Annotated in this window: 14 protein-coding genes and 1 pseudogene; 10 read left to right on the top strand and 5 right to left on the bottom strand. The window is 52.9% G+C overall.

Annotated elements, in window-relative coordinates; all coding sequences use genetic code 11:
* Positions 1-34: 34 nt before the first annotated feature.
* Positions 35-1,576 (bottom strand): PAS domain-containing methyl-accepting chemotaxis protein, encoded by a 1,542-nt coding sequence (locus HV345_RS11970; protein ID WP_181636674.1) that lies wholly within the window; start codon positions 1,574-1,576, stop codon positions 35-37.
* 516 nt (positions 1,577-2,092) lie between these two features.
* On the opposite strand from HV345_RS11970, the gene HV345_RS11975 reads away from it, so the two are divergent.
* The 7 genes and pseudogenes from HV345_RS11975 to HV345_RS12010 all read left to right on the top strand — a co-directional run bounded on the left by HV345_RS11975 (position 2,093) and on the right by HV345_RS12010 (position 9,410).
* Positions 2,093-3,091, top strand: coding sequence for an MsnO8 family LLM class oxidoreductase (locus HV345_RS11975; RefSeq protein WP_049271585.1), 999 nt, complete (start codon positions 2,093-2,095; stop codon positions 3,089-3,091).
* The gene (locus HV345_RS11980) at positions 3,091-4,212 is read left to right on the top strand and encodes an amidohydrolase (RefSeq protein WP_016153134.1); all 1,122 of its coding nucleotides are present in this window, start codon (positions 3,091-3,093) and stop codon (positions 4,210-4,212) included. Before HV345_RS11975 ends, HV345_RS11980 begins: the two co-directional genes overlap by 1 nt.
* 25 nt (positions 4,213-4,237) lie before the next feature.
* Positions 4,238-6,496, top strand: a pseudogene (locus HV345_RS26420) (NtaA/DmoA family FMN-dependent monooxygenase).
* Positions 6,497-6,506: 10 nt separating this feature from the next.
* The gene (locus HV345_RS11995) at positions 6,507-7,016 is read left to right on the top strand and encodes a GNAT family N-acetyltransferase (protein WP_016153131.1); all 510 of its coding nucleotides are present in this window, start codon (positions 6,507-6,509) and stop codon (positions 7,014-7,016) included.
* 9 nt (positions 7,017-7,025) lie between these two features.
* Complete coding sequence (locus HV345_RS12000) at positions 7,026-7,952, top strand: amino acid ABC transporter permease (RefSeq protein ID WP_016153130.1); 927 nt, start codon at positions 7,026-7,028, stop codon at positions 7,950-7,952.
* Complete coding sequence (locus HV345_RS12005) at positions 7,936-8,709, top strand: amino acid ABC transporter ATP-binding protein (protein ID WP_016153129.1); 774 nt, start codon at positions 7,936-7,938, stop codon at positions 8,707-8,709. The genes HV345_RS12000 and HV345_RS12005 overlap by 17 nt, the downstream gene beginning before the upstream one ends.
* 83 nt (positions 8,710-8,792) lie before the next feature.
* Positions 8,793-9,410 (top strand): glutathione S-transferase family protein, encoded by a 618-nt coding sequence (locus HV345_RS12010; RefSeq protein WP_016153128.1) that lies wholly within the window; start codon positions 8,793-8,795, stop codon positions 9,408-9,410.
* 69 nt (positions 9,411-9,479) lie between these two features.
* Here the strand turns inward: HV345_RS12010 and HV345_RS12015 are convergent, their stop codons facing one another.
* Complete coding sequence (locus HV345_RS12015; RefSeq protein WP_016156557.1) at positions 9,480-10,790, bottom strand: MFS transporter; 1,311 nt, start codon at positions 10,788-10,790, stop codon at positions 9,480-9,482.
* A 73-nt stretch (positions 10,791-10,863) separates the two neighbouring features.
* Complete coding sequence (locus HV345_RS12020; RefSeq protein ID WP_016153126.1) at positions 10,864-12,060, bottom strand: L-talarate/galactarate dehydratase; 1,197 nt, start codon at positions 12,058-12,060, stop codon at positions 10,864-10,866.
* A 271-nt stretch (positions 12,061-12,331) separates the two neighbouring features.
* Here HV345_RS12020 and HV345_RS12025 point away from each other — a divergent pair, with 271 nt between their 5' ends.
* Both HV345_RS12025 and pptA read left to right on the top strand, forming a co-directional pair.
* Positions 12,332-13,384, top strand: a complete 1,053-nt coding sequence (locus tag HV345_RS12025) for a LacI family DNA-binding transcriptional regulator (RefSeq protein WP_370468755.1) — start codon at positions 12,332-12,334, stop codon at positions 13,382-13,384.
* Between the two features lie 34 nt (positions 13,385-13,418).
* Entirely contained in the window at positions 13,419-13,646 is a 228-nt protein-coding gene (pptA, locus tag HV345_RS12030; protein WP_047358141.1) for a tautomerase PptA, read from the top strand.
* Positions 13,647-13,685: 39 nt separating this feature from the next.
* Here the strand turns inward: pptA and HV345_RS12035 are convergent, their stop codons facing one another.
* Positions 13,686-14,258, bottom strand: a complete 573-nt coding sequence (locus HV345_RS12035; protein WP_016156553.1) for a flavin reductase family protein — start codon at positions 14,256-14,258, stop codon at positions 13,686-13,688.
* A gap of 157 nt (positions 14,259-14,415) precedes the next feature.
* Between HV345_RS12035 and nhoA the strand changes: the two genes are divergently transcribed.
* A complete protein-coding gene (gene nhoA, locus HV345_RS12040; protein WP_047358142.1) occupies positions 14,416-15,261 on the top strand; it encodes an N-hydroxyarylamine O-acetyltransferase in 846 nt (281 codons plus the stop codon).
* 57 nt (positions 15,262-15,318) lie between these two features.
* Here nhoA and HV345_RS12045 read toward each other — a convergent pair whose 3' ends face one another.
* On the bottom strand, positions 15,319-16,212 hold the full coding sequence (locus tag HV345_RS12045) for a PhzF family isomerase (protein ID WP_181636676.1): 894 nt from the start codon (positions 16,210-16,212) through the stop codon (positions 15,319-15,321).
* Positions 16,213-16,268: the final 56 nt, after the last annotated feature.

Here is a 16,268-nt window from a genome sequence, read left to right on the forward strand (position 1 = left end):
TTATCGAGACATTCACCCAATAAGCGCCGTAACGTTATGCCGATACGCCAAAGACCTGAACGGCCTGCTGTAAGCGTGATGAACGCTGGGTCAGATCGGCGGTGGCGTCGGTGACGCGCTCCACCATCTCGGCATTATTGTGTGTCATGGTGCCAACGCGTGAAATTGAATCGTTAATCAGATCCAAAGCCTGGGTTTGCTCACGCGTGGCCAGACTAATGTCTTTGATCATCATCGACATCTGCAGTACATCCCCAATCATCCCGGTGAGATGCGTTTCTGTTTGCTCCACCATTTTGACGCCGCTATTAACATTGGCGACGTTCTTCTCAATAAGCTGTTTGATCTCTTTTGCCGCAGACGCCGAGTGTTGGGCCAGATTGCGGACTTCTGCCGCGACAACGGCGAAGCCACGCCCGGATTCCCCGGCTCGCGCGGCTTCAACCGCGGCATTGAGCGCCAGAATATTGGTCTGAAAGGCGATGCTGTCGATCACGCCAATGATGTCAACGATCTGCCCGTTGTCACGCGATATCGCCTGCATCATGGCGATAGTTTGTTTCATGATATCGCCGCCTTCTGCAGCGTTGGCGCTGGTTTTATCGGCCATGGTCATGGTATGTGCTGCCGTCTCAGCGGTTTGTTGTACCGCGCTACCAATTTCTTCAATGGCCGCAGCGGTTTGTTGCAGGTCGGCAGAGGTTTCTTCTGAACGCTGATGCAGCGCCGTACCTTCTTTTGACACCCGCTGACTGATAGCGCGAATACCGGAAATTTGCGTACTGACGTCATCGACCAGAGAATTCAGATTAAGCCCGGACTGATTAACCAGTCGCATTAGCATTCCGATCTCATCCACCCGATTTAAATGACAGTTATCAGGTTTACGACCGGACACCACTTTCTTCATTTGCGTCAGGAGCGTATTAACTGGCTGACAAATTTGATACTTAAGGTAAATAGCCAGCGCCATAAATAACACCAGCAAGCCACCCGACTGAATAAATGGATTAAACGGGGCGAAGATAAATAGCAAAGCGAGCAGGGCCGTCACCCCTAAAGAATAATTGACGCGCTGGCTGATATTCAGCCATTTAAACATGGAGGTCCATGCCAATAAGCCGCGACGAATGATAATCCCTTTAAAAAGTCGAAAGCTTTTAAACTGCTGACTATTCATTTTTTGGTATAAACTTTCGCTGTGAGTTATTTCATCACGCGAAGGAACGGTACGCACTGAGATGTAACCGGTGAGTTTTTCATTGTGCCAGACCGGCGTAACGTTGGCGCGAACCCAGTAATGGTCACCATTTTGGCGGCGGTTTTTCACCATACCCGTCCAGCTGTCTCCCTGCTGTAGCGTGTACCACATATCGGCGAATGCAGCGGGAGGCATGTCAGGATGGCGAATAATATTATGCGCTTCGCCCATTAATTGATCTTCGTTAAATCCGCTGGCATCGATAAAAGCAGAGTTAGCGTAGGTAATATGACTTTCTTTATCCGTCGTTGAAAGCAGCGTCGCTTTGTCGTTAAGTGCGTGCTCAATTTGTGTAACGGGCATGTTACTTTTCATAGAGGCCCCATAATGATATGTATAATCCATACAAAAATTCCCGCAATAAAATCGGGAGGAATATTAAAAAGCCGTTTTAAACCGTTTTAATAAGAAACGCTGCATTCTCTACTAATCATCATTTCTGTGGAAGTATTTAAATTAAAAAATCTCTGTGGAATATTCATTCAGGGTCATAAAATTGAAACATTTTATACAACCGCATAACGTTTTAAGTCATTTAACCTGACTTAACGTAAATCGCGTTAAAAAACGTTTTCGCAAAAAGAAAACTGGCATGAAATGATTTGGATGTTATTCCCGTGAGACCAACGACCCTATTATATTTTGTAGGCCATACATTCCGCGTGTTTTCAGTTTCGTGTTCCGACCAGTACAAGGCGATCCGAATTTTAACCCTGACAGCGTCAGGGCTGGTTATCTACTTTTTAGCTGAGCAAATGTGAATTAAATGTTTCTGCATGGTTATCTGATAATTTAATAATAATGACATGTTAACAAGCATAGGCCCGTAACATGTCATATCGCCTGAGTATTCTGGATAAAAGCCCCCTCGGGGAAGGTGAAACCGCCGCGATGGCGCTTGCCCGGACGTTACGTCTGGCGCAGCGGGCAGAAGAGTGGGGATACCATCGTTTCTGGATCGCGGAACACCATAATACGCCACAGCTGGCCAGCCCATCACCGGAGCTGGTGATTGCCTGGATCCTCGGGCAAACCCAGCGTATTCGTGTAGGCTCCGGTGGCGTGATGCTGCAACATTACAGCCCGTACAAAGTGGCGGAAAACTTCAATCTTCTGGCCTCGCTTGCACCCGGGCGTGTCGATCTCGGCGTAGGGAAAGCCCCTGGCGGCTTACCACTGTCGACTCAGGCACTACAGCAAGGAGTGCATCAGGATGAAAAAGGCAGTTTTGCCGACCAACTTTCCCAGCTTAACGACTGGCTAACGCTGAGCGGCACGGAAAGCGGGGAAACGGTATTTCCGACGCCAATCCCACCGATACCGCCGGAAGGGTTTGTCCTGGGAGCCAGTGTGCAAAGCGCACAGTTAGCAGCGCAATTTAATTGGCATTTTATCTTCGCGGCACACCTCAACGGTGACCGCGCGTTATTGCGTGACGTTTTGTCCTTCTGGCAGACCCACAGCGCACGTCCAACGATAGTTGCCGTCCAGGTGATTGTGGCTGACAGTAACGATACCGCCGCGCAGCTTGCGGAAAACGTGCAAATCTGGGGCGTGGAGCTGGAGAATGGTCAACGTGTCACGGTAGCCAGTGAAGAGCAGGCGCTGGCATTCGCCGCGCAGGCCGGCAGTCCGCCACGCAAAATCGCGCGTCGTGAGCAGGCGTTGTTACACGGCACGGCTCAGGAGGTGATGGCGAAGCTGAATGCCCTGCATACGCAATTTGGCATTGAGGAGTTCATTATCGACACGCCAGTGGCGGAAGGTCACGCGCGTCTGACATCGCTGCGGTTGTTGGCGCAAGCCCATAACGCCGTGGAGGTGCTCTGATGACTTTGGCCTCAACGCTTATCAACTGGCGTCGTGAATTACACCAGCACCCGGAGCTTTCCCTGCAAGAGTCGGCAACGACGGCGCGCATTCACGCCTGGCTGCACGCAGCGGACGTCGAGATTTTGCCGTTCGACCTGAAAACCGGTCTGGTCGCGGAAATCGGGCAGGGAGAAGATGTCATCGCGCTGCGAGCGGATATCGATGCGCTACCGATAGAAGAAAGCGCCGATGTGCCGTTTCGCTCCCTCACTCCGGGAGTGATGCATGCCTGCGGGCATGACGTCCACACCAGCGTCATGCTGGGCGCCGCGCTGCTGCTTAAACAACAGGAAACACACTTACCGGGTCGAGTACGTATTTTGTTTCAGCCCGCTGAAGAGAGTTTCGGTGGCGCAAAAACGCTGATCCGCGCCGGTGCGCTGCACAACGTTGCGGCTATTTTTGGCATGCACAATGAGCCAGGTTTACCAGTGGGGGAATTTGCCACACGCGGCGGCGCGTTCTATGCCAACGTCGATCGCTTCGTGCTGCGTATTAATGGCAAGGGCGCACATGCGGCGCGTCCGCATGAAGGCAGAGATGCCATCCTGCTCGCCAGCCAACTGGTCACGGTGTTGCAAAGCGTTGCCAGTCGCGACGTTAACACACTGGATTCAGTGGTGCTTAGCGTGACCCGTATTCAGGGAGGAAATACATGGAACGTGTTGCCAGAATCCGTTGAGCTGGAAGGGACGCTCAGAACGCACCGGACTTCGGTGCAGCAGCAGGTTAAAGCACGGGTTAATGACATCGCCGCCGGTTTTGCCCACGCCTTTGGCGCACAAATCGACGTTATCTGGCATGCGGGGCCGACCGCGTTGGTAAACGATGCACGTTGGGCCGATATCGCCACCGCCGTGGCGAAACAATCAGGCTACACCACCCACCATGCCGACCTGCATATGGGCGGCGAGGATTTTGCTGTCTATCTGCAAAATACGCCTGGGGCATTTGTCAGTATTGGCAGCGCCAGTGAATACGGATTACATCACCCGGGCTTTAATCCGGACGAACGTTTAATTGAACCTGCCGCGCATTACTTTGCACAGTTAGCAAAAACGGCATTCGCACATCTTTAAGTTTACCTGTTGGGTAGGGGTTATTATGGCTGAAAATCGGCAACTACGGCTCGGCACTATTCTGCATGGCGCAGCGGGAAATATGTCCGCATGGCGTCATCCGGCGGCACAGGCCGATGCCAGTATTAATTTTGATTTTGTCAAAGAGACGGCGCTTATTGCGGAAAAAGGGAAGCTGGATTTTATTTTTGTCGCTGATGGTCTGTATATTAATGAAAAATCAATTCCACACTTTTTAAATCGCTTTGAGCCGCTGACGGTATTATCTGCTTTGGCCAGCATTACCCAGAATCTGGGATTGGTTGGCACGGTATCCACATCATACAGCGAGCCGTTTACTACCGCACGGCAGTTCGCCAGCCTTGATCATCTCAGCCAGGGGCGAGCCGGATGGAACGTGGTCACGTCACCTCTGGAGGGTTCGGCAAAGAACTATTCCCGTGCCCAGCATCCAGAACATGCCCTGCGTTATCGTATCGCCGATGAATATTTACAGGTGGTGAAAGGACTGTGGGATTCCTGGGAAGATGATGCTTTTACCCGTAATAAGGCAAGTGGAGAATTTTTTAATCCGCAAAAACTGCACACGCTTAACCATCATGGAGATTATTTTCAGGTCGCAGGGCCGTTAAATATTGGGCGCACGCCACAAGGTCGTCCGATTATATTCCAGGCGGGCGCTTCACAGGATGGTAAGAAATTAGCGGCGCAGCATGCCGATGCTATTTTTACCCATCAGGAGTCGCTGGCGGAGGCCAAAGAGTTCTATCAGGATGTAAAAAGCCAGTTGGCCTACGCCGGGCGACATCCCGAACAACTGCATATATTCCAGGGCGTCAGCGTGATTGTTGGCGACAGCGCAGAGGATGTTGAGCAGCAGTATCAGACTACCGCTGCGCTGGTCTCTATTACCGACGCGCTGAACTACCTGGGCCGCTACTTTGAACATCATGATTTCGCCCAATATCCACTGGACGCACCGTTCCCGGATCTGGGTTCCCTTGGACAAAACAGCTTTCGCAGTACGACTGATGAGATCAAACGCAACGCGCGTGAGCGTGGCTTAACGCTACGCCAGGTTGCTCTGGAAGCGGCCAGTCCACGCCCACGTTTCAGCGGTACGCCGCAACAGGTTGCCGATGGTCTTCAGCAGTGGTTCGACGAAAAAGCCGCAGACGGTTTTATCATCCAGGGGGGAACGCCAGATACCTTCCCGCGTTTTGTCGAACAGGTTGTCCCCGTGCTTCAGGTGCGTGGCCTGTTCCGCCATGAATATCCCGGTACGACCCTGCGCGCAAGCCTGGGACTCGCGACACCTGCAAACCAATTCACACAATAAGAGAAAAACGCTATGCAGAAAAAATCAGTCTTCCTCGCGCTGTCACTGGCTTTCAGCGCTAACGTCTGGGCAAATGATGTGACTATTAACGGTACGGGCGTAAGCCTGGAAGCCAATAAAACGCCAATCAATACGGCAAAAAATCCGCAGGCGATTGCGCAGTTGCCCGCGAATCTGCACCTGGCCGTACCGGGTAAATTCACCGTGGCGATTGCCGGGTTAAGCCAGCCGCCGCTGACCGTCTTTGCCGATGACAATAAGACACTGATCGGCAGCGAGGCGGACATCGCTCGTCTGGTGGCTGACAGTCTGGGGCTGGAACTCAACGTCGTACCCACGTCATGGGAAGACTGGCCGCTGGGCGTCACGTCCGGCAAATATGATGCCGCGATCAGCAATATTACCGTCACCAAAGCCCGCAAAGAGAAATTCGATTTCGCGACGTATCGTAAGGACTCCCTTGGCTTCTATGTCAAAACCGGCAGTAAGCTGAAGAAAATCGAGCAGGCGGAAGATATCGCCGGTCTGCGCATCATCGTCGGTTCGGGGACAAATCAGGAAGCCATCCTGCTCGCCTGGAACGATGAGAACGTGAAGAAAGGGTTGCAGCCGTTTACGCCGGTGTATACCAAAGATGATGCCGCGCAAACCCTGGCTCTGCAGTCAGGCCGCGCCGATGCTTACTTCGGTCCTAACGTTATCGGCGCGTGGAAAGCTGCACTCAACGGTAAAACGCAACGGGTGGGCAGCGTTGATGGCGGTTGGCCAAAAGCGGCACACATCGCTGTGACGCTGAAAAAGGACAGCGGTCTGGTTCTGCCGGTACAAACCGCCCTCAACGGCGTAATTGGCAACGGCGACTATGACAAGGTGCTGAACCGCTGGGGAGAAGGGGTGGAACGTATTCCGCAATCTGAAATCAACCCGGCCGGTTTAGGCGACTAAGGAGGTCATCGTGAGCGATCAATTTCGCGTGGTCTCACCTGAAGCCAGCGAGCTGCAGCCAATTTTGAACGGTCTGTTCGGTGAATATGCCGCCCGCTATGGCGATTATTTTTCTCGCGACGCTGAAGTGGAGCTGACCGAATGGTATCTGGCACCGCAGGGACTTTTCGTGGTGCTGGAGCGCAGCGGCGAGATTATCGCCACCGGGGCCTACAAACCTTACGACAAAGACACCGCCGAGATTAAGCGCATCTGGACGAAAAGCAGCCTTCGTCAGCAGGGGCTGGCGGCGCGCGTGGTGCAGGAGCTGGAACGCAGGGCGCTGCTGGCGGGCTACAGCCGGATTTATCTGACCACGGGATTTCGCCAGCCGGAGGCCGTGCGACTTTATTTAAGCCAGGGCTACGATCCGCAATTTGATACAGCGCGCGATCCCGAAGAGTACAGCCTGCCACCGTTTGATGGCCGGCTGCGCTTTACCAAACTGTTGACCATCGCCGGTCAGGCCAGAATAGCCTGAGGAGAGAAGATGAAAACGACGGAGAGTATTAAAGTCGTACCGGCGCGCTATCCTATGCGCACCGCAGGAGCAGTCATTGCCTTGTTTGTCCTGGCGGTGATTATCCAGTCCGTGGCGTTTAATCCGCGCTGGGAATGGGGCGTGTTTGCCCGTTGGTTCTTTGATCCGGTTATCTTGTCCGGCCTTGGGCAAACTCTGCTACTGACGCTTATCGGTACGCTGTTGAGTATTATCATCGGTGGTCTGCTGGCGCTGGCACGGCTTTCATCTTCCTGGTTGCTGAACGGTCTGGCATGGGGATACATCTGGCTGTTTCGTTCGTTACCGCTGATTGTGGTGCTCATCGTTTTGTACAACTTCTCCTATTTGTACGACACGCTGGCGATTGGTATTCCGTTTACTCCCATTCAATGGGGCAGTTTTGAGACCATCAATGTACTCGGCCAGTTTTCCACCGCGGTGGTTGGCCTGACGCTGGTGCAAAGCGCCTATACCGCTGAAATTATTCGTGGTGGATTTTTAGGGGTTGACCACGGCCAGTACGAAGCAGCGGCAGCGCTGGGCTTACCCGCATGGCGACGTACGCTGCGAATTATTCTGCCGCAGGCGCTGCGCACCATTTTGCCTGCTGGCTTCAATGAAATCATCAGTCTGGCGAAAGGGACGGCGATGGTATACGTGCTGGCAATGCCAGAGCTGTTCTACACCATCCAGATGATCTACAACCGCACGCAGGAAGTGATCCCGCTGCTGATGGTGGGTGCGGTGTGGTATCTGGTGATCACCAGCGTCCTGTCGTTAATTCAGCACCTGGTCGAACGCGCGCTGGCCCGCAGCGAGCGACGTTCAGCAATCAATACCGCCCGGGTGAGCCGTGCAGAAAAACGCAACCGTCAACGTCCGCAGCAGGAGGCCGTCCATGTCCCACTCGCCTGAAGGCCATATTTCCATTACCGGCGTCAGCAAATACTTCGGTCGCCACAAAGCGCTGGATAATGTGTCGCTGGAGATCCCTCCCGGAACGGTAACGGTTATTCTTGGCCCGTCCGGTTCAGGGAAATCCACACTCTTGCGGACGATCAACCATCTGGAGCGCGTCGATGAAGGGTTTATTCAAATCGATGGCGATTACATTGGTTATCGTCGGCAGGGAGACAAGCTGTATGAGCTGAAAGAGGCGGAAATTTTGCGCCAGCGCGTTAACGTCGGCTATGTGTTCCAGAATTTTAATCTGTTCCCGCACTTAACGGTGCTGGAGAATTTGATTGAAGCGCCCATTGCGCACGGTCTGGCATCGCGTAAAGCCGCCACCGAGCGGGCATTAACTCTGCTTGATGCCGTTGGCTTGCGTAATAAAGCCGATGCCTGGTCGCGTCATCTCTCCGGCGGTCAGCAGCAGCGTATCGCTATTGCCCGTGCGCTGGCGCTAAATCCACGCGTTATGCTGTTTGATGAACCCACTTCAGCGCTGGATCCTGAACTGGTAGGCGAAGTTCTGGATGTCATCAAAGCACTGGCGCAGTCGGGAACCACGCTGGTTGTGGTCACGCACGAGATTGGGTTCGCCCGGGAAGTGGCGGATCAGGTGGTGTTTATGGTCGATGGCAAAATTGTCGAACAGGGCAGCAGCGAGCAGGTGCTGAATCATCCACGCCACACGCGCACCCAGCAGTTCTTGTCGAAAGTGCTGTGAACTTGCAGGGAAAGATAGGCAGGCCTGCATAGACTGACGAATGCTGCTCTACACTTAGTGTTTTAACTTTGGGGGGGTGCAGCATGATTAAGGTCTATGGGGTGCCGGGCTGGGGATCGGCCATCAGTGAAGTGATGCTCACACTGGCGGAGATCCCTTACAGCTTTATTGATGTGGATGGTTTTGACCGCGACGGGCCTTCGCGGGAGTTGCTTAAAAAAATGAATCCGTTGTGCCAGGTGCCCACACTGATACTGGAAAATGGTAACGTGATGACGGAAACGGCGGCGATCGCCCTGATGATCCTCGATCGTTGTCCTGAACTTGCGCCACCCGTTGGGCACGCTGAGCGCCAGCAGTTTCAGCGTCTGTTGATATGGCTGGTGGCAAATGTCTATCCAACGTTTACCTATGCCGATTATCCACAACGCTGGGTACCAGACGCCGCGGCGCAGTTGAAAAAGAACTGTATTGAGTACCGCAAATCGCTTTATATGTGGCTGAACGACCAGCTAAGCGCTGAGCCGTACGCGTTTGGCGATCAGCTAACACTGCTGGACGTTTATATTGCCGTTATGCGCACCTGGGGGCCGGGGCATGACTGGTTTCAGGACAACACGCCCAATATCAGCGCCATCGCTGACGCGGTTTGCCAGCACCCGCGACTGCGTACTGTACTGAAAAATAATAAGATTATTTGAATAAAAAAACGCTGTTCCGCAGGAGTGCAAATCCCGGAACAGCGGGCGAACTATCGCCATAAGCTTACATTACGCGACGGACGGGCTCAGCGTAATACGATCCAGCGGCCCCACGATAAACAGATAAGAAATCAGGCCAATCAGCCCCATCGAACCGACGTACAGAATGGCGTAATCGAAGGACTGGGTATTCGCCAGAATGACGCCGATCACCAGCGGCGTGATAATACTCGCCATATTGCCGCACATATTGAATACGCCGCCAGCAATGCCGAGCACTTCTTTTGGTGAAGTATCGCTAAGTACGCACCATCCCAGATTGCCAAAGCCTTTGGCGAAAAATGCCAGACTCATCGCCGCGATAACCACAAATTCTGACGAGGTGTAGTTAGCGATAACGATGACACAGGAAAGTAACATTCCGCAGATAACGGGTAGCTTACGAGCAACCGTCAGGCTGTAGCCGCGCTTTAATAGCCAGTCTGAAAAAACGCCCCCTAACAATCCACCGATAAAACCGGCAATAGCAGGAATACTGGCGACAAACCCCACTTTAAGGATCGACATTCCTTTAGCCTGATACAGATAGGTAGGAAACCAGGTCAGGAAGAACCAGGTGATTGACGTCACGCAGAACTGCCCGATGTAAACGCCAATCATCATGCGGTTGACGCAGACGCTTTTTATTTGCGCAAAGGTAATCTTCTGTGGCTCTTTTTTATTTCCCAGCGACGGTTCGCCACCGCCTTCCCGGATATAGTCAATTTCCTGCTGGTTTACCTTCGGATGATGCATAGGATCTCTGACTTTTACCAGCCAGAAGATGCCAAGAATAACGCCAATCGCCCCGATGTAATAAAAAACAAAGTGCCAGCTGAGATTATGCAAAATAATCGTCATTAACGGTGTAATTACCCCTAACGAGATATATTGCGCGGCCTGGTAAACTGAGGTGACAAAGCCACGTTCATTATTAGGAAACCACTGCACGCTTAATCGGCTGTTGGCAGGAAAGGCCGGAGCCTCAATGGCACCCATCAGTAAACGTAAGATTATCAATACCACAAGTGGACTGGCATACAGATAAATGGTGCCCTGAAACATGGTCACCAGTGACCAGCCAATCAGGGCGCAGCCGTATACCAGACGAGAACCGTAGCGATCAAGTAGCCAGCCGCCAGGCAATTGCATAATGACATAAGAAATACCGAAGGCAGAAAAGGCCAGCCCCATTGCTTCGGGATCAAAACCTAATTCTTTGCTCATAATCGGAGCCACGACGGATAACGTCGCGCGATCGGCGTAATTAAATACGGTGGCAAGAAACAGAAATATCAAAATACCGTAACGCACTTTTGTGCGCTTTATTATTGTGTTCATCACCCACTCCTTTCATAAGGTTGAGAGCGTTTCTGTAGGGAAGAGGGCGGGTATTACTTACCCGCCAAATAAATTAAGGACGTTTACCAAACTCGCAGGTTAATTGCGTCCAGCGGCGTGTCTGCTCGCTGATGCTGAATCCCAGACCGTGACGGTCGGAAACCCACATCCGCCCATCGCGCAGCTCAAGCTGTTCATTAAATAACGGGTTCAGCCATTCGAAATGTTCCAACCATGGCTCAAGCGGGTAAGCGGCGGACAGATGCAGGTGAACTTCCATGGCAAAGTGCGGAGCCAGTTTGCGACCGTGTTTCGCCGCCAGGTCCATAATTTTCAGAAACGGTGAAATTCCCCCCACACGCGGTGCATCGGGCTGCACAAAATCACTGGCATTACCGAGGATCAACTGTTCATGTTCGCGGAAGCTGGTCAGCATTTCACCGGTAGCAATCGGGGTATCAAGCGCGGCGGCCAGTTGGGCGTGACCTTCCACATCGTAGGCATCCAGCGGCTCTTCAATCCAGATCAGATTGAACTGCTCCATTTTTCGTCCCATACGAATGGCGGTTTCTCGATCCCACTGCTGATTGGCATCGACCATCAGCGGGAAGTCATCGCCCAGCGCTTCACGCACCGCGGTTAAGCGGCGAATATCCTCGGCGCAGTTTGGCTGACCAACCTTGAGTTTGATGCCGCCAATGCCGTTTTCACGGGAAATAACGACGTTTTTGAGCACCTGATCCAGCGGCGTATGCAGGAATCCGCCGGAGGTGTTGTAACACTGCACGGAGTCCCGGTGTGCGCCCAATAGTTTTGCCAGCGGCAACCCTGCACGCTTGGCCTTCATATCCCACAAGGCGATATCGATAGGGGAGATAGCCTGAACCGCCATGCCACTGCGCCCCACGGAAGCGCCAGCCCACAGCAGCTTGGTGTAGATCTTGTCGATATCGTTTGGATCTTCGCCTAACAGGTTATCGGCAATTTCTTTGGCATGGGCATAGATTCCCTGGCCGCCAGCCCGCTTGGAGTAACTAAATCCAACGCCTTCAAACCCGTCGCGACTGCGGATCTCCGCGATAATAATGGCGACTTCGGTTAGGGGTTTCTGGCGACCGGTCAGCACTTTGGCATCGCTCACGGGTGTTGCCAGGGGAAGGAAAGCCAGGGACAGCTTAACCCACTCGATACGGTCGCCGGTTTCAGCCGCGGTTTTTGCATTGGCTGATTTGGCATACGTTACGGCATCGGAATTCGCACTTAATGACATTTTAATCTCTCCTGGTGATAACAAATGATTGCGCTAACATTTTTAGTGTTAGCGCAATCATTGCGCCAGCGAATTGAATGCGTTTTGAACAATCGCTCACAAATACTGAGACAAAAGGGCAGTAACTTGTAAACAGCATCACATTCCAATACTTTATGGGTAAATGCACAAGTCATTATGATGGCGCTATCATTTCAGATGGCGCTAATTAACTAAGCTGCTGTTTTCTCAGCGTTATCGTAGAGGGGTGCTGGCAATAGCCGAAATCATGATGAATAATGCCAGGATAAATCAGCGATTTTTGACAAGGGCATCGACAGTGAAAAATCCCAGACCTCCGCGCGCACCCACGCTGGAAGATGTTGCCCGTACCGCGGGATTGTCGCCCATGACGGTGAGCAGGGCGTTGAATACCCCGCAACTGGTGCGCCCGAGAACAGTAGAAAAAGTGATGCAGGCGGTACGCGCCACTGGCTATATTCCCAACGCGCTGGCCGGGGGGCTGGCGTCGCGTCGCAGTAAGCTTATCGCTGTGGTTGTCCCACAAATTAACAACAATATGTTTGTCGATACCATTCAGTCATTAAGCGATGAACTGGCTGAACGCGGATACCACATCTTGCTCTGCGTGTCGGGTTATACGCCGCAAACAGAGGCTGAGCTGGTGGCGACGCTGCTTTCTCGTCGCCCGGATGGTGTAGTGCTCACCGGTATCCATCATACCGCCGAGCTGAAAAAGGTGATTCTTAATGCGGCCATCCCGGTCGTGGAAATATGGGATTTAACGCCAACGCCCATCGATATGCTGGTGGGGTTTTCGCATGAAAAAGTCGGGCAGGCGGTAGCAGACTATTTGCTGGACAAAGGGTATCGCCGTCCTGGTTTGCTATGGACCGCCGATCGCCGGGCAGGCCAGCGTAAACAAGGACTGTGCGATGCGCTGAGTCGTCATGGTATCGCGGCTGGCGCACAGGTGGATGTCCCGCTTCCTGCCTCTCTGGCATTGGGGCGTAGCGGGTTGGCACAGCTATTGGCTGAACGCGCGTTTGATGTCATCGTCTGTAGCTCAGATACGTTAGCTCAGGGGGCGATCATGGAAGCCGAAAGCCGTGGTCTACGCGTGCCGCAGGAATTAGCGGTAATCGGTTTTGGCGATCTCGACTTTGCCGCCAGTAACCGACCTGCCATCACCACCGTCAGCGTCGACAGACGGGCTATTGGACAACGCGCCGCCTCTCTGCTTGCCGATCGTATCGAACAAATTCCGCGTGAAGACGATATCATTGATGTTGGATTTCACCTGGTGGAACGAGAATCCGCATAAGTTACCTGCATCCCAAAACAATAAGGAATCTGCTATGCCGCACGTCGATATCAAATGTTTTCCTCGCGACCTGAACGACGAACAAAAATCCGCGCTGGCGGCGGATATTACCGACGTCATTATTCGTCATTTGCAAAGCAAAGACAGTTCAGTGAGCGTGGCGCTTAATGAAATTGAGCCCGAGGCGTGGCAGGGCGTGTGGGATGTGGAGATTGCGCCGCAGATGGCCAGGTTGATTAAAAAACCCGGCTACAGCATGTAAGACAAAATGGGCGGATTTTCCGCCCGTTTTGTCGTGCCATTATTCAGCTGCTGTTATGAGTTTTCCACTGGAGACAAACGTTCCGGCCCCAAGGTGATGCAGGGTATTGAGCTTGCCATCATCAAACTGCCAGCGTCCTTCCACGAAGGCTCGCTCATCAGCGGCAGCCGAGACCACTTCACCAAACAGCGTGTCATATTTTTCCTGTGCCGCAGTGGCAGGCAACAGGCGGCACTCCATCCAGGCCAGACATTTGGCTTCAATCAGCGGTAAACCCAGCACCGGTCCCTGCACCACGGGAATGCCGTAGCAATTGAATTTATCTTCCACACGACCGGAAACGCTGCCTACGGCCCAGGTCCAGTTAGCGGCGGCAACGCCCGGAATAACGATGCCGAATTTGCCGCTACGTTCAATGAGCTCACGTGACCAGGCGGTCTTGTCGACAACAATAGCGATCCGCGGTGGTTCAAACTCCACGGGCATTGACCACGCGGCAGCCATCACATTTCGCCGCTCGGTATGCTCATCCCGGCTGGTGATTAATATCGTTGGGCCGTGATTTAGCAACCGACTGGCATGTTTTAATTCGATCGGACGAAAATGGCTCATGGATGCTCCTTGGCTGAGAGATAACACACCACAATAAACATAGATATTAACGGTATTAGCGATTTTGTCGCCTTGTCTGGAGGAACAACGCACAAAATCGACGGCGCAAAATTAAAAATGCGTTATAAGTACTGCATTAATCGAACAGGAACTCCGTATGACGCCTTTTTTAACCGCTTATTTTGCCCGTATTGGCTGGTCAGATTTGGCCAGGGTCAACATTGAAACCTTACGGGCGCTGCATTTACTGCACAACGCCGCCATACCTTTTGAAAACCTGGATGTATTGCTTCCAAGAGAGATGCAGCTTGACGATTTGTCTTTGGAAGAGAAGCTGGTGACGGCGCGTCGCGGCGGCTATTGTTTTGAACAGAACGGAGTATTTGAGCGAGCGCTACGCGAAATCGGTTTTACCGTACGCAGTCTGCTCGGACGTGTGGTACTGGCGAACCCGTCAAGCCTGCCACCACGCACGCATCGTCTGTTGCTGGTTGAGTTGCAGGGAGAGCAGTGGATCGCCGACGTTGGCTTCGGCGGGCAAACGCTGACGGCGCCGATTCGTCTGCAGGCTAATGTTGAGCAGAAGACACCACACGGCGAGTATCGGTTGATTCAGGAAGGTGAAGACTGGATCCTACAGTTCTGTCATCACGAACACTGGCAATCAATGTACCGTTTCGACCTGGTCGTACAGCATCAGAGCGATTATCTGATAGGAAACTTCTGGTCCGCTCACTGGCCGCAATCACATTTTCGCCATCATTTGCTGATGTGTCGTCATCTGCCCGACGGCGGGAAATTAACGTTAACCAATTTTCATTTCACCCATTATCAGGATGGACACGCGGTAGAACAGATTAATCTACCTGACGTCGCCAGTCTGTATGCTTTGTTGCAGGAGCGGTTTGGCCTGGGCGTGGAGGACGTGAAGCATGGGTTTACCCAGGATGAGCTGGCGACGGTAATGGCGGCGTTTGATACGCATCCGGAGGCGGGGAAATAGGGGCATCGGGATTAGTGCCGGATTGGCGTAATCGCCTTATCCGGCCTACGGGAACAATTAAAAATCTATCGCCCATTCTGCGTGAAACAGGATCACCGCCGAACCGGTAATGGTGACTTTTTCTGGCTGGTTATCACGGATAGTCACCGTCACATCAACAATACCGTCGCGCCCGAGCGCACGGCCCTGATGTCCCTGAACACGTAACGTTTTCCCATCATGCGCCATCAGCCCATGGTGAACCAACCACGCGCCCATTGGACCGTTGGCATTGCCGGTAACCGGGTCTTCCACAATCCCAATTGCAGGCGAAAACATGCGGCCATCGGTGGCGTTTTCGCCCGGGCAGATTTGAAAAGGAAAGAAGCCGTTACAGCCAATTTGTTGGCTAATGGCTGTCAAAGCCTGCAAATCAGGGGAAAGGGCGTCGAGGTCCACCTCGGGCTTGAGCGGAATCATCACTTTCGAATGCCCGGTGGTAGCAACCTGAATCGGCAAGCCTGCCAGCATATCGTCTTCGCTCAGGTGTAGGGCCTCGATAATCGCACTACGAATAGCCCCTTCCAGCGGAGGTTCAAATCCGGGTACGCCTTGTTCAAGGCTAATACGATAGTCATTCCCGGTAGCTTCGATATCCACCCGATGACGACCAGCCAGCGAGGTTTGCCAGACTGTACTGTTGCCCAAACCAAGCACGTTTGCCCGCACATAATGTGCAGCGACGGTAGCATGCCCACAGATAGGAACTTCGACCGTCGGCGTGAAATAGCGGATGCGAACATCGCTGTCGTCGCTGGTCAGCAGGAAAGCGGTTTCCGAATGACGCAGCTCGCGAGCAATGAGTTGCATCTGTGTTTCGCTCAGTCCGTCAGCATGCAAAACCACGCCTGCTGAATTGCCGCGAAAAGGTACCGAGGTAAAGGCATCGACGTGGTAAACCTGTGGTTTCATTAACGTTCTCCCTGGAATGGAGAAGCATCATAACGTGCAAAATGCCGGATGGCGAC

This window comes from Citrobacter sp. RHBSTW-00986 (assembly GCF_013783065.1).
Classification (GTDB): Bacteria; Pseudomonadota; Gammaproteobacteria; order Enterobacterales; family Enterobacteriaceae; genus Citrobacter; species Citrobacter braakii.